Source organism: Succinimonas sp. (assembly GCF_045225735.1).
Classification (GTDB): Bacteria; Pseudomonadota; Gammaproteobacteria; order Enterobacterales; family Succinivibrionaceae; genus Succinimonas.
In genome coordinates this window covers 1-21,465 of record NZ_JBGVBR010000222.1, presented here as the reverse complement: position 1 = coordinate 21,465, position 21,465 = coordinate 1, and the positions used below count along the sequence as shown (strand labels likewise).

At 55.2% G+C, this 21,465-nt stretch carries 12 protein-coding genes and 1 pseudogene; 6 read left to right on the top strand and 7 right to left on the bottom strand.

Annotated elements, in window-relative coordinates; all coding sequences use genetic code 11:
• Positions 1 to 102 precede the first annotated feature (102 nt).
• Complete coding sequence (gene mepA / locus ACJROR_RS07755; protein WP_406546625.1) at positions 103 to 924, bottom strand: penicillin-insensitive murein endopeptidase; 822 nt, start codon at positions 922 to 924, stop codon at positions 103 to 105.
• A gap of 403 nt (positions 925 to 1,327) precedes the next feature.
• Positions 1,328 to 3,058: a hypothetical protein gene (locus ACJROR_RS07750; protein WP_406546624.1), complete on the bottom strand. Its 1,731-nt coding sequence runs from the start codon at positions 3,056 to 3,058 to the stop codon at positions 1,328 to 1,330.
• 583 nt (positions 3,059 to 3,641) lie between these two features.
• On the opposite strand from ACJROR_RS07750, the gene ACJROR_RS07745 reads away from it, so the two are divergent.
• From ACJROR_RS07745 to accD, 4 genes are all read left to right on the top strand, one after another.
• Positions 3,642 to 4,502 (top strand): DUF4037 domain-containing protein, encoded by an 861-nt coding sequence (locus tag ACJROR_RS07745; protein ID WP_406546623.1) that lies wholly within the window; start codon positions 3,642 to 3,644, stop codon positions 4,500 to 4,502.
• A gap of 254 nt (positions 4,503 to 4,756) precedes the next feature.
• The gene (locus ACJROR_RS07740) at positions 4,757 to 5,614 is read left to right on the top strand and encodes an ATP-binding protein (protein ID WP_406546622.1); all 858 of its coding nucleotides are present in this window, start codon (positions 4,757 to 4,759) and stop codon (positions 5,612 to 5,614) included.
• Between the two features lie 157 nt (positions 5,615 to 5,771).
• Positions 5,772 to 6,221, top strand: a complete 450-nt coding sequence (gene dtd / locus ACJROR_RS07735) for a D-aminoacyl-tRNA deacylase (protein ID WP_406546621.1) — start codon at positions 5,772 to 5,774, stop codon at positions 6,219 to 6,221.
• Between the two features lie 204 nt (positions 6,222 to 6,425).
• Positions 6,426 to 7,370: an acetyl-CoA carboxylase, carboxyltransferase subunit beta gene (gene accD, locus ACJROR_RS07730; RefSeq protein ID WP_406546620.1), complete on the top strand. Its 945-nt coding sequence runs from the start codon at positions 6,426 to 6,428 to the stop codon at positions 7,368 to 7,370.
• 233 nt (positions 7,371 to 7,603) lie between these two features.
• On the opposite strand, the gene ACJROR_RS07725 is transcribed toward accD, so the two are convergent.
• Positions 7,604 to 8,602: a helix-turn-helix transcriptional regulator gene (locus tag ACJROR_RS07725; RefSeq protein ID WP_406546619.1), complete on the bottom strand. Its 999-nt coding sequence runs from the start codon at positions 8,600 to 8,602 to the stop codon at positions 7,604 to 7,606.
• Between the two features lie 271 nt (positions 8,603 to 8,873).
• On the opposite strand from ACJROR_RS07725, the gene ACJROR_RS07720 reads away from it, so the two are divergent.
• Positions 8,874 to 10,139: a GTPase gene (locus tag ACJROR_RS07720; RefSeq protein WP_406546618.1), complete on the top strand. Its 1,266-nt coding sequence runs from the start codon at positions 8,874 to 8,876 to the stop codon at positions 10,137 to 10,139.
• A gap of 52 nt (positions 10,140 to 10,191) precedes the next feature.
• Positions 10,192 to 13,263, top strand: coding sequence for a protein kinase domain-containing protein (locus ACJROR_RS07715; protein ID WP_406546617.1), 3,072 nt, complete (start codon positions 10,192 to 10,194; stop codon positions 13,261 to 13,263).
• Between the two features lie 36 nt (positions 13,264 to 13,299).
• On the opposite strand, the gene ACJROR_RS07710 is transcribed toward ACJROR_RS07715, so the two are convergent.
• The 4 genes and pseudogenes from ACJROR_RS07710 to ACJROR_RS07695 all read right to left on the bottom strand — a co-directional run bounded on the left by ACJROR_RS07710 (position 13,300) and on the right by ACJROR_RS07695 (position 20,893).
• The gene (locus ACJROR_RS07710) at positions 13,300 to 14,985 is read right to left on the bottom strand and encodes a BspA family leucine-rich repeat surface protein (protein ID WP_406546616.1); all 1,686 of its coding nucleotides are present in this window, start codon (positions 14,983 to 14,985) and stop codon (positions 13,300 to 13,302) included.
• A 120-nt stretch (positions 14,986 to 15,105) separates the two neighbouring features.
• Positions 15,106 to 17,181, bottom strand: a complete 2,076-nt coding sequence (locus tag ACJROR_RS07705) for a BspA family leucine-rich repeat surface protein (RefSeq protein WP_406546626.1) — start codon at positions 17,179 to 17,181, stop codon at positions 15,106 to 15,108.
• A gap of 24 nt (positions 17,182 to 17,205) precedes the next feature.
• Positions 17,206 to 17,268, bottom strand: a pseudogene (locus ACJROR_RS07700) (zinc-ribbon domain-containing protein); the annotation flags it as partial.
• Between the two features lie 142 nt (positions 17,269 to 17,410).
• Entirely contained in the window at positions 17,411 to 20,893 is a 3,483-nt protein-coding gene (locus tag ACJROR_RS07695; RefSeq protein ID WP_406546615.1) for an MFS transporter, read from the bottom strand.
• Between the last annotated feature and the right edge of the window lie 572 nt (positions 20,894 to 21,465).

The following is a 21,465-nucleotide window of genomic DNA, read 5'->3' as shown; positions in this document are numbered from 1 at the left end:
GACGCCCAAGGCGTCCCTTTTGACATCAGAGGAGATACGCAGCCGGATTCGAAATCCAGGCGGTTTCCGTCCGTGGCTGCTTTCCGGCCCCCTGATCACGTTTTAGCTGGCGTTCAGCATCTTCTGACAGGTCTCAGGCAGTATCTTCTTAGGTTTGGGCTTCGGCTTCGGGGCGGGCTTGGGAGCCGGCTTCGGATGCTTGAAGCCCTCAATCCAGGTGTCGGCTTCCTTGCAGCCGTCTCCCGGAGGAGGCGGGGCCTGATGCTCGCATTCCGTTCCCGGAGGGCAGGCCAGTCTGATATGCAGGTGGGCGGTATGACCCCACCAGGGCCGGATCTTTCTCAGCCAGCTCCGGTCGTCATCGGGATGGGTCTGCTCGCAGGCGTACTTCTTGATGGCCGGGCTCACAAAAATGCGTTCCACCCGATCATCGCTGGCGGCGTTTCTCAGGAGAGCGTAGGCATAGCCGTCCATATGCTTGTTCACGGTCAGGAGATTGTCGGCAACCACCGTAAGCGCCCAGGGGGAAGCCAGCTGCTCCTTGGTAAGGCGCTTGCCGTCCTTCAGCATGCGGAACCAGATATCCACATCCAGACCGATCTGATGGCTGGCATGACCGCCCTTGAAGGGGCCGCCCCGGGGCATGCTCATGTCTCCCACCAGAATGATGCGGTTTTCCGCCAGCTCGCCGGAATTCATTTTTTTGGCGAGATCGTTAATGAAGCTTATCAGAGACGGATGGCCGTAGTAGCGATTGTTCTGGGGGCGCAGCACCTGATAGTAGGGGTTTTCCAGCTTCAGGGGCACCGCTCCTGCGATGCAGCCGTTAGAGTAGCTTCCTATGGGGTTCGGATCCGCCTTCAGGGGAGTGGTAAAGCTTCCCCAGGAAACGGCTCCGGCCAGCAGCATTGATGAAATCAGCATTTAATCTCCTTTGGAGTTTCGGAGGAGCCGCCGCGGCTTTACCGGCAGGGAGGCGGCGGCTTTCCGAAATATGCGGCAGCTGCGGTCATGGCGACCTGCGGCTGCAGTTAAGGTGGCAAAGTCAGACATCAGGATAAAGCAGGGGATTGAAAGATTCGCCTCTGTCAGGACTCGCCTCTGGTAAATCTGCAAAAATGCCGGTGTGATAAGTCCTGGAACCTGATGCGGCAAAAACGCTTTATGTTACTTTTCAGATCCTAGAGCGTCAACAGGAATAATGCAGAAGGAAAAGCCCCCGCACATTTTGAAAACCGCTGCGGGAGAGGACAGCAAAATAAAGCCCGGCCGGTCATTTCCGGCGCGGGCGCGGCAGGAGCGGGAACCCGGATGCCTCAGTTCCGGTTTACGGCTCCGGTGATATGGCGATCTCTGCCACATCATAGGAAGGCTCCGCTCCCGGCGCGGAATTAAAAAAGCTCACTCTCTTCCGGAATTCCCGGAAGGCGGCAAAGGCCGGGCCGTGCGGGGCGGCCGGGGCACCGGAGGAATTTTCGGAACGTCTCCGATACCGGGCCCGGATAAAGACTCCGGGGCGGTACGGGGTATCAAAGGCAAAGGAAAACTCCTTAAGTCCCAGAATGTCTGCCAGCAGGCACACCCTGATGAAAAACCAGTTAAGAGCGGCATAGCCGGGGATGAGATTTCCGGTCATGCTTACCGCGGCGGCGGACGGGGAAAATTCGCCGTCCCTTCGGCTCAGGGCCCATTTGCTGTAATCGGCGCCGGGCGTGAGATCAAGGGAGCGCATTCCGTTTCCGGAGGCTTTAAGTTCGCCCCCGATCCTGAAAAGATCCTGAAGGCCCTCGTTTTCGGAAACGGCTTTTTCCGGATCTGCGGCAGTGATGTCTTCATCCCGGAAAGAGACCCGGGCGGTGAACTTCCAGTCCTCCGGGACAGCCAGGGGATCCCGGTTATCCGAGATTCCTTCGGGGGTAACTGCCTTCAGCAGGGCTTCTCCCCGGGAGCGGGCGATTTTTTCCGGAAGGGAGCTGTCCCTTTCCAGCGCGCATCTGTAGATGCCAAAGGCGTGCCGCCACCACAGCCCTCCCTGGATGGAGATGTCCGGGTAAAGATCTGCCGGGATATCCGCGAGAGTCAGCGTCGGCCGGGTGAGCTTTTCCCGGAAGCCCGGAATATCCAGGAATTTCAGGTAATACGCCGTGGCAGCGTCATTGTTGTAGCGCAGGAACAGATCCTTTTCCGGATCCGGCAGAACGGTCCAGGCCGGAACGCCGGAGTCGTATTCATTATTGTAGACAAAGCGCTTCAGACTCTCCAGATCTGCAGCTTTCCGAAAGACGCCCATGGGTTCCAGCTTCTGATACAGCATAAGAGCCAGAGGCCCGGTCAGGTTTTTGCCATGGATGTCAAAATCATTAAGAGAGAACCGGGCAGCGTCATACTCCTCCCGGGGCCGGCCGGTTACCGCGCAGAAAACAAGTTCATCCACCCTGATGCCGGAAAGCCGGGGATCCTGAACAGTGCCAGATCTCGGATCGGCGTTTTCCGGCTGAAGGCCGGACTCAGGAGCAGGATGAGGTGCAGGCTCAGGCTCGGAGGCAGACGCCGCGGAGAAAGGTCTCTCCCGGGAACAGATCTCTCCTGAACTGAAGGAGAGATAGCTGCAGTATTTGACCTGATGCTCCTGAAGCCGGGCCTCGGTTCTTGCCCGGAATTCCTTTTCGGAGCGAATGGCGGAGGTTTCATGCCCCCAGATGAGAATGCCGGACAGGACAGAGTCAGAGTTCAAATCCTGATTCTTGGCGGTAAACTTAAGCCGGGTGATGGCGGGGAGGCCTTCCTCATCCGCAAAATCCTTCATGCGGCGCTCCCGGTAAAAGCGCGCTCTCTCATCGCAGGCAAAGTAGATGCCGAAGCGGGAAGCGGCATACCACGAAGCGAGATCCCGGGCCAGATTTTTCTGACTTTCCAGCCAGAGCTCCTGAAAACTGCCGGCGGTTACCGGGACGGGAAAGGTTTTAACGCAGGCGGCTCCGGGAGCGGCGTTCTGAGGAAGGGAGGAATGATTTCCGGGAAAAACCAGATGCTGAGAATGAAAGACGGATCTTTTCATATGAACCCCTTAATTGCTTTGGTGAATACCTGTGGAATAAAGGAAAAACCTACACATGCTTCCGGCATTGCCGGTCGACGCTGTTAATTATACTAAAAAGTATTCATAAAACGCAATAAAAAATCGGAAAAATTTTAAAAATTGTTACAGGGCCGATTTTTCAGGTGCGGTGTTCTTCAGGAAGGGGGCGTCTTAAGCGCTGTCCCAGGCACGGCAGGCGGGGGCCCGCGGTTTAAGGAAAAGCGCAATAAGATACTTTCCCCATGTTTTGCCGGCCGTCCCTTTGTTCTCAGGCTCTGGTTCGGGGAGCTCCGGTTTTGCGGTAACTTATGCCCCGGTAAGCCGGATGAAGGATCTTGTGATAAGCTATTCCGGATGTTATGGCCTGACGAGCTCATCTTTGCATAAACGCCTTATGAGAGCCTGCTGCCGGATTTCAGAAGAATTGTCTTTGGGGTTTTACCCCCGGGGAATCTCGCTCCTCTGGTTCCGGGGAGCTTTCTGTGGTTAGAAAAGGTCAGAAAACATCATCTGTCGTGATTATGAAAACCGGAATGAGAACACAAGATAAAGGAGCGTACCTATGAATCAGCTATGGAATAATGGCAGTGAAACGGACAGACTGGGGCTTTCGGATGCGGAAAAAGCTCCTCTCGCCGAACTTCTCCGGGCCTATGCCGCTCTGGAGGATACCGTGGCGGTGGCCATTGGCGGCTCCCTGGCCTCCGGGGAAGGCACCCCATCTTCGGACATGGACATCTACGTATTTGTCAGAAAGGATCTTCCGGCTGAAGTCCGGGAGAAGCTGATAAAGCCGTTGTCCTCCAGATATGAGACCGGCGGTGACTATTTCGGTCCCGGGGATGAATTTCTGTATGATGCCATGAACCGGGAATGCGATGTCATGTACTGGAGCACCGCCTGGTTTACGGATACGGTGAAGAGCTCATGGGAGAGATGCCAGCCGCAGAACGGCTATACCACAGCATTTCTTTACACCCTGAAGAATTTTGTCATTGTCTATGATACCGATGGCTGGCTGAGTTCGCTGAGAGACATGGTACAGGGAGAATACCCCGAGGAGCTTATGAGAAACATTGTAAGCCGGAATCTGATGCTGATGAAGGACAAGCCGTTTTCGTCATACTATGAGCAGATCGAGAAGGCCGTCCGCAAAAATGATCTCGTAAGCGTCAATCACCGCATTGCCGCTTTCCTGGCCAGCTATTTTGATGCGCTTTTTGCCATGAACAGGATTTTTCATCCGGGGGAGAAGCGGCAGGTAAGCCATGCCCTGAAACACTGTTCCCGGCTCCCGGCGGACTTCAGGGAATGTCTGGACGAGCTTCTCGGAACAGGAACTCCGGCAGATCGGCAGCTTGTTCTTCTGGAAAGACTGTTCGCCTCCCTGAAAAAGGTCTGGCAGGAGATTCAGGGGGAATAATAACGTTCGTTCCTGCTGTCCCGGCAATGTCCCTTACAATGTCGAAGGGCTGAAACAGGCGATGTGACAATGTCGTTATAATGTCCGGCAATGTTCCGTACAATGTCGAAGGGCTGAAACAGGCGGTTTGACAATGTCGTTATAATGTCTGGCAATGTTCCTTACAATGTTGCATGGCTAACTCAGGCCCTTTGATATAGTTCTTACTTGATGCCCGGATGTGACAGTCTTCTGTGTTTTGAGCAATGCGGGAAATGAAGATGAAGATAGGCGAGCTTTTTCCGGGTGTTTTAGCAGAGAATACCGCATGTGTTTTTTTAGCGCGATTGGATCCTGACAACCCCGTTCACTGGGCCAAATCAATTGTCGGTTATGCGAATGGCCGCGGCGGAACGCTGTTTGTCGGGGTATCTGACAGCGAGGAAGCTTCAGGTATCAGCATCAGGGAGATTGACCGCGCCAAAAGCCTGATCGCCGCCGTCAACGAGAGGCATATTTTCCCGCATGCCCGGATCAGCTTCATGATCAGGAGCGCGGATGCGAATGCAGAGCTTTTTGTGCTGGCGGCTAACGTCAGACATGGCGACTCCGTTGCGCGGTATTGCGAGGGAGATTTAAGCGGGACTGCGAACTTTAACGGTGCTGAAAACGATCCTGCGGCAGTCCCGGCTGACAAGGCATCCGGCAATGAAATCACCGGGATAAAGTACGCTCATGATAAGTGGACAGAGTATATCAGCCTGTGCCGGCAATACCGGGCTGATTTGTCTGTTCCGTCCCTTAAGGAGCTTAAAAATCAGGAAATCGTTTCAAAGGACGGTCATGCCAAGTCCGGTTTTGTCATGTTCAGCGACAACTATGACGGGGATAATTCCCTGATATGCTGCCGTCTCTGGAAAGGGAAGAAAATAATTGGCAAGCCCATTACCAGCAAAAGGTTTCAGGGATCTCTTGCCAGGGTTTTTACCGAAGTTCTGGCCTTTATCGAAAGGAACACCAGAACCTATTTCCTGAGGGATGTCATTAACCCTCTGATGGCTGCAGGAGATATTTACCGCGACGGCAATCTGAAATCCCCGCGGGCTCTTATCAGACTTAAGGGAAAGCGGTGAATCCCGGGCCCCTGTTTTGCTGCAACCGGGTTTTGCGGGACGCATGCTGAAACAGATGAAGGCGGGACAGGGGAAGAACGAGAGAATGGAAGAACGGAAGGAATAAAGTGACAAAACAGACTGATGGATATGCAGAAATAACGGGAGTGCAGAGAAGATGATAGCGTTATTGCAGCGGGTTAATCATGCCGGAGTTACGGTCTCCGGAAACACCATCGCCCGCATTGACAAGGGGATTCTGGCCTTTATCGGCTACGAGAAGGGCGATACCCGGGAAATGTCTCATAAAATGTTTGATCGCATACTGCGATACCGGATATTCAGCGACGAGAATGACAAAATGAACCTCAGCGTCAGCGATATCGGCGGGCGGGTGCTTCTGGTATCCCAGTTCACTCTGGCCGCCGAAACCTCCCGGGGCAACCGGCCGGGGTTTGATCCCGCTATGCCGCCGGATGAGGCCCGGGAAATGTACGGGGATCTGGTTTCCTATGCCAGAAGCAGGGCTCCCGGCACTGAATCCGGCGAGTTCGGCGCGGACATGAAGGTCGCTCTCGAAAACGACGGTCCCGTGACCTTCCTGCTCCGGCTTGATCCGCCCCGGTAACCCCCGCTCTGAGAGGTAAGGCACTCTCCGGAATGCTGTTTCGCCGCAATGCTATAAAATCGCCGGCATTCAGTGTATAATCCCGGATTAAGTATTTCAAAAAAGGGCCTTCAAGCCCGGACAGATCCTCCCGGAGCCCGGCGCTGACAAATCTCGCGGCGGCGTTTCAAGGGATGTTTTCACTTGAATTGTTAAGGTACTACCATGAGTTGGTTCGACAGAATTCTTGCTCCGGCAAACAACAGCAACACCAGCGCCCGGCACAACATTCCCGAAGGCGTCTGGACCAAATGCGAAGCCTGTGATCAGGTGCTCTACCGGGCGGAACTGGAGCGTAATCTGTTTGTCTGCCCGAAATGCAACCATCATATGAAGATCAGCGCCAGAGAGCGTCTTATCCGTTTCCTGGATTCCGGCAACCAGATCGAGCTGGGCGAGGAGCTGGAGCCGCAGGATATTCTTAAGTTCAAGGATACCAAGCGTTACAAGGAACGTATCGTTGCCGCTCAGAAGTCCACCGGCGAAAAGGATGCCCTGATTGTCATCAAGGGCGAGCTCAAGGGACTTCCGGTAGTCTGCTGCGCCTTTGAATTTGCCTTTATGGGCGGTTCCATGGGTTCAGTGGTAGGCGCCCGCTTTATCCGGGCCGTGGAAACCTGTCTTAAGGAAAAGAGAGCTCTGATCTGCTTCTCCACCTCCGGCGGCGCCCGCATGCAGGAATCCCTGTTTTCCCTGATGCAGATGGCCAAGACCAGCGCGGCTCTTAACAAAATGGCCGAGGCCGGTCTTCCCTATATCAGCGTGCTCACCAACCCCACCATGGGCGGCGTCAGCGCCAGTCTGGCCATGCTGGGAGACGTGAACGTGGCCGAGCCCAAGGCGCTTATTGGCTTTGCCGGCCCCCGGGTTATCGAGCAGACGGTGCGGGAGAAGCTTCCCGAAGGCTTCCAGCACTCCGAGTTCCTGCTGGAGAAGGGCGCTATCGACGTTATCATTGACAGAAGAGAGATGCGGGAGCGTCTGGCCAGTATGATCTCCTGCATGATGCACGTTCCCTTTACTCAGGACAAGGGCGCGGAAAAGATCGCCCCTCAGCCTGAAGCGGAAGAGTCCGGCAAAAAGAAATCAGCCAAGGGATCGTCCAATTAACAGACTGGCGGAAAGAGGTTCAGGACTCACCGCCTGAAACCTCGTATCCCTGCTTTTTCAGGTCCCCTTCCGGGAACCGGTCTTGCCTGCAAGACCGTTTTCCGGGAGGGGATTGTTTTTGCGGGCGGCGGGGGAGGTCGGGCCGTTCCTTCACGGCATAAGCCAGCGAAAAAGGGGAAGTCCTGCTTCCCCCGTTTTTGTGTTCGGCCCCGTCTTTGTCTTGCAGTTCAGGGCTAAAACGCCGTGAAATCGTTCTTCATGATGTCCTTGACTTCATTCCCGTCAATAACCACCCGGGTAATGCAGTCTCCGAAGCCCCGGCACCAGGAGATCACCTCCGGGGTGCTCCGGCTGGTAAAGGAGAGCTCAATGCCGCCGTCCGGGAGATCCTTTATCTGCTGGCCCCGGCACCAGCTTCTCTCCTTGATGTAGGTAACAGCGCCGGAGGGCCTGAAGGTAATGGCAAAGGCCCGGAGCCGATCGTTCCAGGGGAGGCCGAAATCTCCCAGATCCGCATCCGGCACCTGAATGTCCGGAGCGGGCCTCAGGATCTCGGCTCCGATAATGCGGTGCACCGCAAGACTGCGGAGCTTTTCCACCGTGGCAAGATCCTTCATGAGGCTGCACCCGATAACGTACAGAGCGCTGTTCTGGCAGACGAAGCGCTTGGCGATCATTTTGAGATCCCGGACATTGCCGCTGTTCTGGGACTTGTAGGTGATGTTCATAATGGCATGGTGCCGGATGCCGTGCTCTATTTGGGTGATGATGTGGGAGAAGGGCTCGTAGTCAATGCGTCCCTTGCTGAAAAACCGGAAATCCGGCTCAAAAACCCGCCGGTATTCGCTGTCAAAGCGTTCCTCCCCCAGCAGGGTTACGGAGATATCCATGATAATCGCATCCAGCCGATCCCGCAGGGAATCGCTGATATAGGGATCCGCCAGATCCCGGCAGATGCTGAGGATCCTTACCTCGTCAATGTCCAGCCCCGGAATATCCCGGCCGGAGTTCTGATACTGGTACCATTTCCGGTGGTTGTCAATGCCGGAAACCACCTGATTTCCCATGACGGATTCGATTTCGTTCACCAGCCGGGACACGGTCTGCCGGGAACAGTTAAGCTCCTCCGCCAGATCCGAGACATAGAGGCGGCCCCGGGAGATCATTAGTCTTCTGAGCAGTCTGAGCAGTTTGTTGCCGGTGGTGGCGTCTTCATCGAGTTTTCTGGGCATGCTGTCTCCTGTGAGCTTTTTCCGGAGCGCAGTCTCTCAAACCTGCGGCGGCAAAGCGGTTTTAATTATGTCAGTCCGTGATGTCAGAGGGGAGTGTCAGCGCTGACCGAAAAGCATCCTTTATCGCCTGCATTTTCGGATTCCCTGCTCAGCCGCTCTCCCCCTAAACGTCATTCTGAAATTATTATAAGGCGGCAACTGTTCATCTTATGGAACGACGTTAAATTATACTGATCCTATGATAGTTTGATATTTCGCCGGATAAAGGATTATGCTGACAGTTTGTGAAGCAAACGGCGTTTTTACTATCGGAGGTTTATTTTTCGGGGGGAGAAGGTTCCTGTCCGGCGATAATACCAGAAGAAATACCGGGGAATTTTCGGGAAGAGAGAAGGAGAGAGCCACAATGATGGAAGCTATGGATATCAGCGGCATGAAAAAGGATTTTGCCGCGCAGATGGACAGGTTTATGAACGGGCTGGATCGGCCCCGGATCCTGGTGGCCGGAGCCACGGGAGCCGGCAAAAGCACTCTGGCCAATCTGGTTCTGGGCTGCGAGGTCTGCAAGACCGGATCCGGCCGCCCGGTAACCCATGGCATCAAGGAGCACAGCCTCCCCGGAGTGCCGGTGATTGTCTATGATTCCGAGGGGTATGAAACCGGAGCCGCTCTGGATAAATTCGCTTCCGGAGACTCCGCCCAGGCTTACTGGAGTCTCATGGAGGGTTTTGTTAACGAGCATGACGATCTGATGGAGCCGGTGGATGCCATCTGGTACTGCATCAGCCAGCCGGGAGGCCGGGTTACCGATGCGGATCTCCGGGTGATCCGGGGTTTTCGGGAACTCAGGAGACCTCTGGCCGTGGTGCTGACTCAGGCGGACGTGTCTGATGAGGAAACCGCAGACAGCCTCAAAAAGGTCATCGCCGAAAGCTGCGGGGCCGCTATCCCGGTGTTTGAGAGCTCCTCCGACATGTCCCTTCCCCTGGAACGGGGCATAGCCGAGCTTTACGAATGGACTTTGAACAGCCTCGAGGAATCCCGCCGGGAATCCTTCGTGATCGCCTGCCACCGGGATTTTGACAAAAAGTCCGCCCTGTGCAAAAAGTACACCGCACTGGCCGCGGCGGCGGCTTCGGCCCCGGGGCTGTCCCCCGTGCCGTTTTCCGATGCCGCCATTATCACTCCCATTCAGCTGACTCTGGTGGGACAGATCCTGTCGGTCTGGAATCTTATGGAATTCAAGAACCTTATCGGGGCGGCGGCCCTGGATGTGGTGCTCCCTATGATCGGGAAGACCGTGGCGGGGAATCTCATTAAGCTTATCCCCGGAGCCGGCAGCTTCATCGGCGGGATGCTGAACGCTTCCGTGGCCGCCTCCCTGACCTACGGTCTCGGCATGGCCCTGAACGAGAGCTGCCAGTATCTCAGCAAAAAGACTCTGGCGGGGGAGATCCCGGATATCCGGGAGATCATAAACAGCGATTTTGCCAGGAAGGCCTTCGAGTACGCCCGTAACTACCGGAGCGAGCGCTGAATCGGGGTCGGAGGCGAGGGTTGCGGCCAGAGGAAGTTTTAAGGAGTCATAAATGTCTGAATCGCCAGAAAAATCAGCGGGGAAAATTCCGGAAACGAAGCTTAATGCTGATTTTATCGGCAAACTGGAGGCCACCCGGCTTAATTCCCGGCTTCTGGAAATGCCGGATATTTCGGGAATGACTCTGGGAAGCTGCCATGTGGACTCCCGGATGAACGTGGTTTCGGGTGAGGCGGATATCTATCGCTGCCATGACGAGGCGGGACGGGAGCTCATTCTCAAGCTGTACCGAAGGGAAGAGGCTCTCAAGCCCGATGTGGTGGCCCGGCTTCAGGAGATCCGGAGTCCCTGCGTGGCTCCGGTGCTGGAGTTCGGGGAGTACCAGAGACATCAGTATATCGTGCGTCCCTTTTACCGCTATCCCAACCTGGCCGAGGTGCTCCGGGACGGGAAACGCTTCACCCTGGAGGAGCTCCGTTCTCTTATTATCCCCTCGGTGGCCGACGGTCTCAGAACCGTCCACGAGGCGGGGATATTGCACCGGGATCTCAAGCCGGCCAACATGATCCCCGATGACTCCGGACAGCATATCGTGCTCATTGACTTCGGCATCAGCGCCGATGCCCGGGACAGATCCCTGGTGTTTTCCAGCACCGGCATGACTCCCTGCTATGCCGCTCCCGAGGCTCTCCGGGGCGGGTATCTCCGGGAGACGGATTACTATGCCCTGGGGATCTCTCTCTTTGAGCTTTATACCGGATCTGTTCCCTTTCAGGAGACGGCAAATCCGGATTACCGGGGCGATCAGGGCGGGCTTTCTCTCATGCCGCTTCTGCACCGCATTGAGTTTCCGGAGGGCTTTCCGGAGGATCTCCGGGATCTGGTGCTGGGCCTTACGTACGTGGATCTCACCCACAGAAACGAACCCCGGAACCCCAACCGCCGCTGGGGAGATCCGGAGATCCGGAAGTGGCTTAACCATGAGTCCCAGCCGATCCCGGGAGAACATGACGGGGGCTTTGCCGCCGGCGTGTTTCTCCCGTACCGCTTCCGGAATCAGCAGTATCTTACCCCGGAGGATTTGGCCCGGGCTCTCCTTAAGGATCCGGACGCCGGCGTTCTGGAGCTGGGGCGGGGCATTCTCGCCCATCATTTCGGGTACACCAGTCCCGAAACGGCCGCTCTCTGCCAGAAGGCGCAGGATCGGCTGACCCATGACAAGGCCGGAAACCGCGAGATCCTGAAGCGGCTCTGCTATGAGCTGGCGCCGGATCTCAGCTCTCTCTTTCTGGGGGGCCGGGAGTTTGCGGATCTGAGCTCTCTGGGCGAGGAGACAGTACGGGCCGCCGCCAGGACAAAGTCTCAGGAATACGGCGGGGCCGCCCCCGAAGTCCGGGATGAGGATGCGGCTCTTCTCAGTGATTTCCGGGAGTTTATCAGGGGGGATCTGGCCTCGTTTTTCTGCGGCGAAAGATCCGCAGTCCCCCCTGAAAATCCGGCAGAACACCCGGCAGGGGAGTCCGGGGAGCCGGCTCCCAAATCCGGTCTCAGGACTCTTCTTGATAACCTTAGAAGGATGCTGGCGGAGGACAGCCTTCCTGAGACGGATCTCGCTCTCCTCTTCGGTTATGCGGTTTCCGGCAACCGGGAGCTTTCTCTGGGCGGACAATATTATCCCGATCCTCAAGCTGCGGCAGCGGAGCTTGATGCCTTAAGAGCGCAGGATCCCGGGGCTGCTCTTAAGAGAATCGGGGAGCTTCGGGATGAGCTTCAGTTTTATGAAAAGGCCTTTCCGGATCCGGAATCCCGGGCTCTTATCAGCGGCATGCTGGCCGATGTCCGGCGGGCGGTGTTCCGGAGCAAGCAGGAAAAAGGATCCGGCGCGGTTTCCTCAGGCCGGGATCCCGAGTATCAGTGCGGCAGCCCGGAGGAGCTTCTGGAGCTTATCAGGACGGCCCCGGCTTCGGAAAGGCCCTATATAGTCCGGCGGCTTTCTCAGGGCTATGCCGCAGCCCTCCGGGACGTGTCTGAAAAGGTCTGGAAATCCGATGTTTTTGAGAAGGTGCGGGAAATGACACAGGAGATAATAAGCGTAGGGGAATACCTCTTCAGTTCGCATGAGGAGTTTCAGGAATTTGCCCGGGATTTAATCCGGCAGGGGGAACAGAATCCCCGCTACCTCCGGGATTTTGTCCGAACTCACCGGGAAGCTCTCAGCAGTCTCGGAGCCCGGGAAGACCTTAAAGAGGGGGCGACACTGGCCCGGGAGCTCATTACGGCGGCGGACAGGGTGATCACTCTGGATTACTATGCCTTTCCCTCGCTGGACGGGCTGGCGGCTTTTCTTCAGGAGCTCCGGGAACGGGAGACCAGGAGGCCGGGACTTATGAGGGATTTCGCCCGGGCCCACCGTTCTTCCCTGGAGGATCTTGCGAGCATTCCTGGCATTTCCGCTCTCGTGAGGGAGCTTCTTAAGGCCGCCGATACGATTCTTCCGGAGGGGGAAATCATGCTTAACGGCGTGCGCTATCCCTATATGAGTCCCGGAGATATTGTCCCCCTGGGAACCTTCCGGTTTTCTCATGACAAGCCGGCAGCGCCTCTGGAATGGCTGGTGATCCGGAGATCCGGGGATCAGGCTCTCCTTCTTTCCCGCTATGGCATTGACGCCCGGCCCTTTCACGGGGCGCATCAGGATATCGTCTGGGAAATGTGCGATCTCCGGGCCTGGCTTAACGGGGAGTTCTGGGAGCGGGCGTTTTCGGAAAAGGAAAAGAAGCTCATTATGGTAACCCGGCTGGAAACTCCGGGATCCGCCGCGCAGGGCACCACCGGGGGCGATGTCACCGCTGACCGCATCTTCTGTCTCAGCGCCGCTGAGGTTAAGGAGTGGCTCCGGGAAAAAAGCTGGCGGATCTGCGAGCCCACTCCCTATGCCCGGAGCCGGGGCTGCCGCGCCGGACTTAACGGAGCCTCCTTCTGGTGGCTCCGGAATCCCGGCGGGCTTCAGAACAAGGCCGCCGGCGTGGGAGAAACCGGAGCTTTAAGCTCTGGCGGCAACTATGCGGATTACGCCGGAGCTGTGGTGCGTCCCGCCATGTGGATAACCGTGCCGGAGCAGTAAAAGACGGCCATTCTGCCGTTGTCCGGCGTGAAACTCCTATTTAGCCCAGTCCGGAACAGGGTGGCGAAAACCTTTAGCGCCTGACAGAAAACCGCTGGCATCGGCATTTTCGGGAATTTTCCAGTTATCCAGAGGCTGATCGAATGACAGCGTGTTCCTGAACATTGAGCTGATATTGACCGAATTCCGGAAAGCCCATCTGTCCAGCGGCTGATTAAAAGCCTCCGTTCCCGCGAACATATCTTCCATGCCGTAAACAGACGATATGTCCCAGTCATTCAGCGGCTGATTGAATTTTTTGGCATCCCGAAACATGGCGTTCATGTTTTTGACCTTTGAGGTATTCCAGGATCCTATGGGCTGATCAAAGGAATCCGCGCTGTCAAACATCTGCGTCATATCCTCCGCTGCTGAGGTGTCCCAGGATCCGATGGGCTGGTTAAAGGCTTTTGCATGGTGAAACATGTTGAACATGCTTCTGACCTTTCCGGTATTCCAGCTGCCTATGGGCTGGTTAAAAGAGTCAGTAAACTCAAACATGCTGCTCATGTTCTCGACATTGGCGGTATTCCATTTTCCGATATCGCCGTTGAATTTCTTTGCCAGAGAAAACATGAGTTTCATGGATTTTACCTTTGAGGTGTCCCAGCCGGCGAGCGACTGGCTGAATTCCCGGTTGTTGTAAAACATCTGAGTCATATTCTCCACCCGGGAAGTATTCCAGGAGCCGATGGGCTGATTAAAGGAACTTTCGGAAAACATGCCGCTCATTGACACCGCTCTGCCGGTATCCCACCTGTCCAGAGGCTGGTTAAAATTTTTGGCCCCTGCAAACATGAAGTCCATCCTGGTTACCCGGGAGGTATCCCATTCTGCGACAGGCTGGTTGAATTTTTGGGCTCCGGCAAACATGCCCGCCATGCTTTCGACAGCGGAGGTATTCCAGGAACCGACAGGCTGATTAAAGCTTTCCGCGCCGGCAAACATTCCGCTCATATTGGCTACATTCCCGGTATTCCATGTCCCGACGGGCTGGTCAAAGGATTTGGCGCCCCGGAACATTTCAGACATGTCCTTGACACGGGAGGTATCCCAGCCGGCGACAGCAGAATTAAACCTTGCCGCTCCCCCGAACATAAATGCCATGGTTTCAGCCCGGGATGTATCCCAGTCCAGCGGCTGATTAAAGTTCTCCGCCCCTGCAAAAACGCCTTCCATGTCACTGATACCGGAGGTATCCTTCAGATTCACATATTCCAGATCTTTAAATCCCATAAAGGCGCAGGCCAGGGAATGCACATCGTTTCCCAGCTTTACTTCAAACCTGATCTGCCGGAGCGGACTTTTTTCGCTGGCTGCCCTGAAAGGATTCCGATCCTGAGCGAATTTCATGGCTTCTTTTACATCGGAACCATCCTTCGGGCAGCGGGTAAACTCATAATTTATGGTCAGAGAGTCCAGATCGTTTTCAGAAATTTTCCTGATAAGCTCGCTGTCAATATCCGCCGGTGAATTCAGTACCGGGTTCCGTTTCCGGTACTCCGGCGATTTCCAGACATGTTCCTTCAGTAAAAAAGCGCCTGCAACTGTTACCGCGCAAACCAGAGCTGCCAGAACAGCGCATGCGGCCGCTGCGGCGCGGCTGCGGCCCTGTCTGGCTCCGCAGTTTCTGCAGAACAGCGAATCATCCTCGATTTCATGAAGGCATTTTTTGCAGTGCATTGTCAATTTCTCCAGTTTTTCCTCATTCGTTTTCAGCCTGTAATGATTTTCCGTCGGATCTGGCTTCCCGGCCGGAAACGGCACCGGTTATGAACCCAAAAACGGCCCTCACTTAAAAGTTCAGTCTTTCATACACGGCGCCTGTATGGGATAGCTGTAGGATATCGCGCCACAGAACATGCTCCAGGTTTTGATATCGGAAAGATCCCATTTTTCCAGAGACTGATTAAAGGATCTGGCGTTTTCGAACATATAGGACATCTCCCTCACATGAGAAATATCCCATTTCTCCAAAGGCTGATTGAAGGCGGCTGCGCCTCTGAACATTGACCGCATCTCTGTTATCTGCGAGACATCCCATTTTGCCAGGGGCTGGTTAAAGGCTTTCGCATTCTCAAACATGCTGTTCAGACTGCGAACCCCGGGAAATTTCCAGTTCTCCAGGGGCTGATTAAACTTTTCGGATCCGGCAAACATAAATTCCAGATCCTCCGCGGACGACAGATTCCAGCTGCCAATCGGCTGATTGAATGCTTTGGCGCCTGCAAACATTGAGTTCATCTCTTTGATATGGGAAACATCCCATTTTGCCAGAGGCTGATTAAAGGCGTTCGCATCCTTGAACATGCTGTTCAGACTGCGGGCCCCGGGAAATTTCCAGTTCTCAAGAGGCTGGTTAAACATTCCGGTTCCGGCAAACATTCCGTCCAGAGATTTTGCGGATAAAGGCTGCCAGCTTCCCAGCGGCTGATTAAAGACCTTTGCCCCGTCAAACATGCGATCGATGTTTTCAGCATGGGAAATATCCCATTTGTCCAAAGGCTGGTTAAAGCTTTCCGTTCTCGCAAACATGCCGCTGGCATCAATGAGTTTTGCAATGTTCCAGGACTCCAGAGGCTGATTGAAGGAAGCGGCATCCGCAAACATTTCTTTCATGCTGATCACTTCGGAAACATCCCAGGAATAAAGAGGCTGATTAAAGGATTTGGCTCCCCGAAACATGCCCTCCATGCTCCTGATCTTCGAGGTGTTCCAGCGATCCAGGGGCTGATTGAAGCTTTCGGCTCCGCTGAACATTCTGGAGAGTCCCCGGAAACTTGAGATATCCCAGTCATTAAGCGGCTGATTGAAGCTTCTGGCGCCGGCAAACATCCCGGCCGCATACTGGAGATGCGCCACATTCCAGCCGCTGATATCCTGATTGAAGCTGACTGCCCGGGCAAACATCTCACGCATGTCTGTTATGCGGGAAACATCCCAGGTTCCCAGAGGCTGGTTAAAGGATTCCGCCCCTTTGAAGAGTTTTTCCGCCGCGCGAAGCTTTAAAAGCTTCCAGGAACCCAGAGGCTGATTAAAGGATTTGGCATCCTCGAACATGGATGTCATGTCCGACACATTGGAAACATCCCAGGAATCCAGGGGCTGATTAAACGAAGATGCCCCGAGAAACATTCTTTTCATTGACTGGACGCGGGAGGTATTCCATTTGTCCAGAGGCTGATTAAACGAAGCCGCCTTGAAAAAAACGGAACGCATGTCCTGAACTGCGGCAGTGTTCCAGCTGTTCAGAGGCTGATTGAAGGATGCCGCCTTGTAAAACATCTGCCTGATGCTTATGGCTCCCGAGGTATCCCAGCCGGCAACCGGCCCGTTGAATTTCGGAGCATCCCGGAACATTCTGGAAAAATCCCGCACCGAAGCGGGAATCTCGAGATTTGCGGACTCCAGTTCCCTGAAATCAGAAAAGGCGCAGGCCAGAGACGTTACCTGCGGCGTGAAGATCACCCGGAACGGAATGTTCCTGAGCGGGGTGCGGCTGTTTGCTCTCCAGAAAGGATTTTTGTAAAGTCTCCTTTTCTCGTAGTCGTCATCCGGTCTCCCGCTGGCGACAGAGTCGGAATAGGACTCATCGTTTTCCTCGATGTCCAGAGACAGTATCCGGCCATGACGGCATTCTGAGAATTCATAATTGACAGTCAGCGATTCCAGATTTCCGGTGATAATTCGGGAAATGAGGTCATCGGTAATATCGTCCGGAGAATTCAGCGCCGGATTTCTGAGGGTGTGTTCCAGGAGGCTGCGGTTTTCTTCTTCCCTGGCCTCGTGATAAGCGGAAAAAGCCAGGATGCCTGCAGAAACCGCCGCCAAAACAGCCAAAGCCGCAAGAACGGGACGCCATGGCTTCCGGGCGGGCATCGCAGGAGTTCCGTCCGTCGGAGTCCCGCAAAACCGGCAGAAATTTGAATCAGCGGCAATTTCTCTGCCGCATTTACGACAATGCACAAGCGATCCTTAATACTAACAGTTGTTAATTTTTGTTATGTCAGGCACGATATGTCGCCCTAGGAACGCGCTGACAAACCTTTTACGAAAACTTTTGCCTTCCCTGCGTTTTCTCAGGCTGTTTAGCGTTCCGATTCTGCCTTCACCCCCGGGCTTTCAGGATCTCAAGAGCCCGTTCCTTCACCTTGAGATAATCGATCTTGCCGGTGCCGTTAAGAGGAATGGTTTCTCCGGTTTCAATGTACTTGGGCACTGCCAGCTCGGAGATCCCTTCGCTTCTGAAGCGTTCCCGGATTTCAGCCTTGCCGGCGTTTTCTCCGGCGGTGAGGAGCATAAGCTGCTCGCCCTTCCGGTCATCCGGAACCGCCACCACGGCCAGCGGGGTTTCCGGATACAGCCGGGCCAGCACGGCCTCCACCTGAGTCAGGGAAATCATTTCGCCGGCCACCTTGGCAAAGCGCTTGGCCCGTCCCTTGATGTGGATAAAGCCCTTTTCGTCGATTTCGGCGATATCCCCGGTGTCGTACCAGCTGTAGCGGGGGGCATCGATGATGCCTGGAGTGTCGGCTCTCAGGTAGCCCATCATGACGTTATCCCCCTGCACCCAGAGCCGGCCGCCGGAGGTAATGCCCGGCACCTCCTCGAGACGGGTTTTGATGCCCGGAAGAGGACGTCCGGCGGTGTTCCGGCGGTAGAACATATTGGTGTTAACCGAAATCACCGGAGCGGTTTCCGTGGCGCCGTAGCCCTCCAGGAGCCGGATGCCGAACTTGTCGTTCCACAGGGTGACGGTGTCCTCCTTGAGCTTTTCGCCGCCGGATACCGCAAACCTTACGGAGTACATGTCGTAGGGGTGGGCATACTCGGCATAGCCCTTAAGGAAGGTATCGGTGCCGAAGATGGCCGTGGAGTTGGTCTCGTACACCAGAAGCGGCACGTTCTTGTAGTGCAGCGGGGACGGGTACATGAACACCTTCATGCCGCTGAGGAGGGGCAGCATGGTGCCGGCAGTGAGACCGAAGGAATGGAACATGGGCATGGAATTGAACACCGAGTCCAGCATGCCGAAGGGCAGCACGGCCTGAAGCTGCACGATATTGGTTTCAATATTGCGATGGCTCAGCACCACGCCCTTGGGGAGACCTTCAGAACCGGAGGTGAAGAGCACCACGGCGGGAGTATCGGATTTTTCCTTGCCGCCGGCGAGCCGGAAGTAGGAGGTGAACGGCCGGATAAGATCCAGCATGGCGGCAAGCTTGGTGCCAATGCCGATCTCCGGAGCCAGATCCTCCAGATACTTCACGGTGACGGAGTGATCCCGGAGCGCCTGATCCAGAGCCTGGAAGCCGGCGTTAATGAAGGTTCTTGAGGTATACACCGTTCTCAGAGGCACCGTATCGCAGCAGGCCACGAGGTTTTTGGCGCCCACGGAGAAGTTCAGCATGCAGGGGAGCTTATTCGCGGCATGGAGAGCCATGAACACCACCACCGAGGCGGCGGAGTTGGGCAGGAGGAGTCCCACGGACTTTTCGGGTTCGTGAGCCTGGAAATAACGGCCCAGAGTCATGGCCCGGATAAAGAGTCCGGCATTGGTAATGGGCTTCCGGTTGTGATCCTCCAGAATGACCTTGCGGAGACCGGCGGTTTTCATGGCATCGATAAAGGAGGCGAATATGGTATTGCCGGTGATGACACTGGCCTTCACCTTCATTTCAGCCATGAGATCGTACATGATGTCCGCGGCCTTTTCCTTGCGGGCGCGGCCCTTGTACTCATCGGGAATGTTGAACTCGTACGGCTCCATGACGTTCACCACGATGCGGGAACGGGGCCGCCTATGGAATCTCTGGCCGAAGCGGGAGAAGATGGAGTACTGGCTGCCGTCGATAATGACGGGGAGCAGCAGGGCATGTCCCTTGTCAGCCACCACGGCGCTTCCGGAGTAGATCTTCATCAGGGTGCCGGTGGTGGTAATGCGTCCCTCCGGGAAGATCACCGGCATATGGCCGTTATCAATTTCCCGGATCATGCTGCGGAGAGCCATGGGGCTCTGGGGATTGATGGTGTAGTAGCGGGGCGCCAGAGCCAGAAACAGCCGGAAGTACCATCTGGAGGCCATGCGGGTATCTACGGCATAGGAGAGATTGTCGTGGAGATAGGTCCAGAGGAGCATGCCGTCCAGGAAGGAGGTATGGTTGGCAATGACCACGCATCTTTTGCCCTTAACCGCTTCAAAGTTTTCCAGTCCCTGGCATTTGGCGCGATAGACCAGGGAAAGATATTTCCGGATCAGGGATCTCACAATGGGGATGGGGAGAATGGCCACGGTGATAAGGGAGCCCAGGATGCAGACGCCGGCGGTGACGACTGCCATGAGCACCAGGCCGTTATGCGCTCCGGCGACAAAGGTGCAGAGCATGCCGGTCAGGGAGGCGATAACGGTGAAGATGGCGGCGGTAATGTTATTGGCCGACATGATGCGGGAACGGTTTTCATCAGGGGAAACCTCCTGCAGACAGGCGGTAACCGGCACGATAAACATGGCGGCAAAAAAGGTAATCAGGAAGATGCAGGCAACGAGGTGCAGTCCCTCGAAGGTGCCGACATAATTAGTAATCAGGGCAAGTCCGTTATCGAAGGAAGCGGCATCTGCCACCGGTGCCTGAAGGGGCGAGCGCATCCAGAGCAGGAAGGCGAAGTCAGTCATGAGCAGGGCTTCGATCACTGCAGACAGCGGCAGAAAGGCGTTCAGAGGCTCTTTCTTATAGATCCGGGAGGCTGCGATGGCCCCGGCGCCGATGCCCAGGCAGAAGGGCCCCAGAAACAGCGGATTCAGGATTTCCTGACCGATGCCGCCTTCATAGACGTTTTTGGCGATCTGGGAGAGCTGCACCATGAAGGTAACGGTAATGCACCAGGCTCCGGCCAGTCCGATAAGGGAAAGGAACACCGGACGGGAGTACTTCACGTATTTCAGATTGGCGAAAGCTGAGCGGATAAAGAAGAGATCTACCCGGCTTTCCGGATCTGCCGGCTTCTGAGAAGGCATCCGGGAGGCGAAGAAGAACCCCAGGGAAGACAGCAAAAGCAGGATCAGCGGGAAGTACGGATTAATGGTGGCTCCGGCCACGATGCCGGCCAGCGTGCCGGCAAATTTGAAAATATAGGATCCCGATTCCAGAGCGGAATTGGCCTGAATAAGCTGTCCCTTGCCGGTAATAAAGGGGATGATGCTGAGCCGCACCGGGGTAAAGAATGCGGCCTCCATGCCGGCGAAGAACATGCCGGCCAGCATGCCGGTTTCGGATTTCAGGAGATAGGAGGCGGAAATCAGAATGGCGATGCCGATTTCAAATAATTTGATGCATTTAAGGATCCGGGCCTTGTCGTACTTGTCCGAGACCTCGCCGGCCATGGTGGAAAAAAGAAAAACCGGAATCATAAAGAGTCCGGTTGCCAGAAACACCATATTCTGAGAATGAGTATCGGAGCTGCTCAGAAGAGCGCTGGTGACAAAGGCCAGAAAGCCGGCCTGGATAAAGCTGTCGTTGAAGGCTCCCAGTATCTTTACCGAGAAGAAGGACAGGAAGTTTCCGTTCTTCGACAGCGGAGTTGGGTTTTCCATAAAGAAGCATCCCTTGAAAAGGTTAAACAATCCCCTGAATTCATTTCCTGCCAGGGAACAATGTCTGACAGGATCGGACTCTGTTTCGGCGTATCCCGAGCCAGCTCCGGTTTTATGAAAACATTAACATATTGATAACATATCACTAACAAATGTTAACAATTGTCACATTTTTCAAAACAGCGTGAACTATATCACGTTTTTGCAGGTAAAAACACCCTTTGAAAAAGCGTTTTCCGGGCGATACGGCGGCCGCAACGCCATGCAGTCCTAAAAACATTTTACACCGGTGCTGCTGCTATGGAAAGCGGTTACAGGGGGAGAAGAAGGGAAGACGGGATAGGAATTTCCAGATGGTCAGAAGGGGAGCGGAAGCGGGAAGGTTCCGGAATGCGGGAAAGGCAGTTTTGCGGTGTCTGAGGCAGTACCATGCTGTGAATACACTACATTTCTCCACTCCACGCTGGGCGGAACACCGCAAAAGGGTATCCCATGCGGCGATTCACCAAGGTTCATGAAGGTACTGATGTTATGTAGTTTCAATACCGCAATAGGGTATCCCCCCATGCGGC

What these genes read in the sequence shown, in the direction of transcription:
- ACJROR_RS07720 (WP_406546618.1), top strand. Translation starts at nt 8,874, where the DNA reads ATGCTGACAGTTTGTGAAGCAAACGGCGTTTTTACTATCGGAGGTTTA.
- accD (WP_406546620.1), top strand. Translation starts at nt 6,426, where the DNA reads ATGAGTTGGTTCGACAGAATTCTTGCTCCGGCAAACAACAGCAACACC.
- ACJROR_RS07705 (WP_406546626.1), bottom strand. Translation starts at nt 17,181, where the DNA reads ATGCCCGCCCGGAAGCCATGGCGTCCCGTTCTTGCGGCTTTGGCTGTT.
- ACJROR_RS07750 (WP_406546624.1), bottom strand. Translation starts at nt 3,058, where the DNA reads ATGAAAAGATCCGTCTTTCATTCTCAGCATCTGGTTTTTCCCGGAAAT.
- ACJROR_RS07710 (WP_406546616.1), bottom strand. Translation starts at nt 14,985, where the DNA reads ATGCACTGCAAAAAATGCCTTCATGAAATCGAGGATGATTCGCTGTTC.
- ACJROR_RS07745 (WP_406546623.1), top strand. Translation starts at nt 3,642, where the DNA reads ATGAATCAGCTATGGAATAATGGCAGTGAAACGGACAGACTGGGGCTT.
- ACJROR_RS07740 (WP_406546622.1), top strand. Translation starts at nt 4,757, where the DNA reads ATGAAGATGAAGATAGGCGAGCTTTTTCCGGGTGTTTTAGCAGAGAAT.
- ACJROR_RS07725 (WP_406546619.1), bottom strand. Translation starts at nt 8,602, where the DNA reads ATGCCCAGAAAACTCGATGAAGACGCCACCACCGGCAACAAACTGCTC.
- ACJROR_RS07715 (WP_406546617.1), top strand. Translation starts at nt 10,192, where the DNA reads ATGTCTGAATCGCCAGAAAAATCAGCGGGGAAAATTCCGGAAACGAAG.
- dtd (WP_406546621.1), top strand. Translation starts at nt 5,772, where the DNA reads ATGATAGCGTTATTGCAGCGGGTTAATCATGCCGGAGTTACGGTCTCC.
- mepA (WP_406546625.1), bottom strand. Translation starts at nt 924, where the DNA reads ATGCTGATTTCATCAATGCTGCTGGCCGGAGCCGTTTCCTGGGGAAGC.
- ACJROR_RS07695 (WP_406546615.1), bottom strand. Translation starts at nt 20,893, where the DNA reads ATGGAAAACCCAACTCCGCTGTCGAAGAACGGAAACTTCCTGTCCTTC.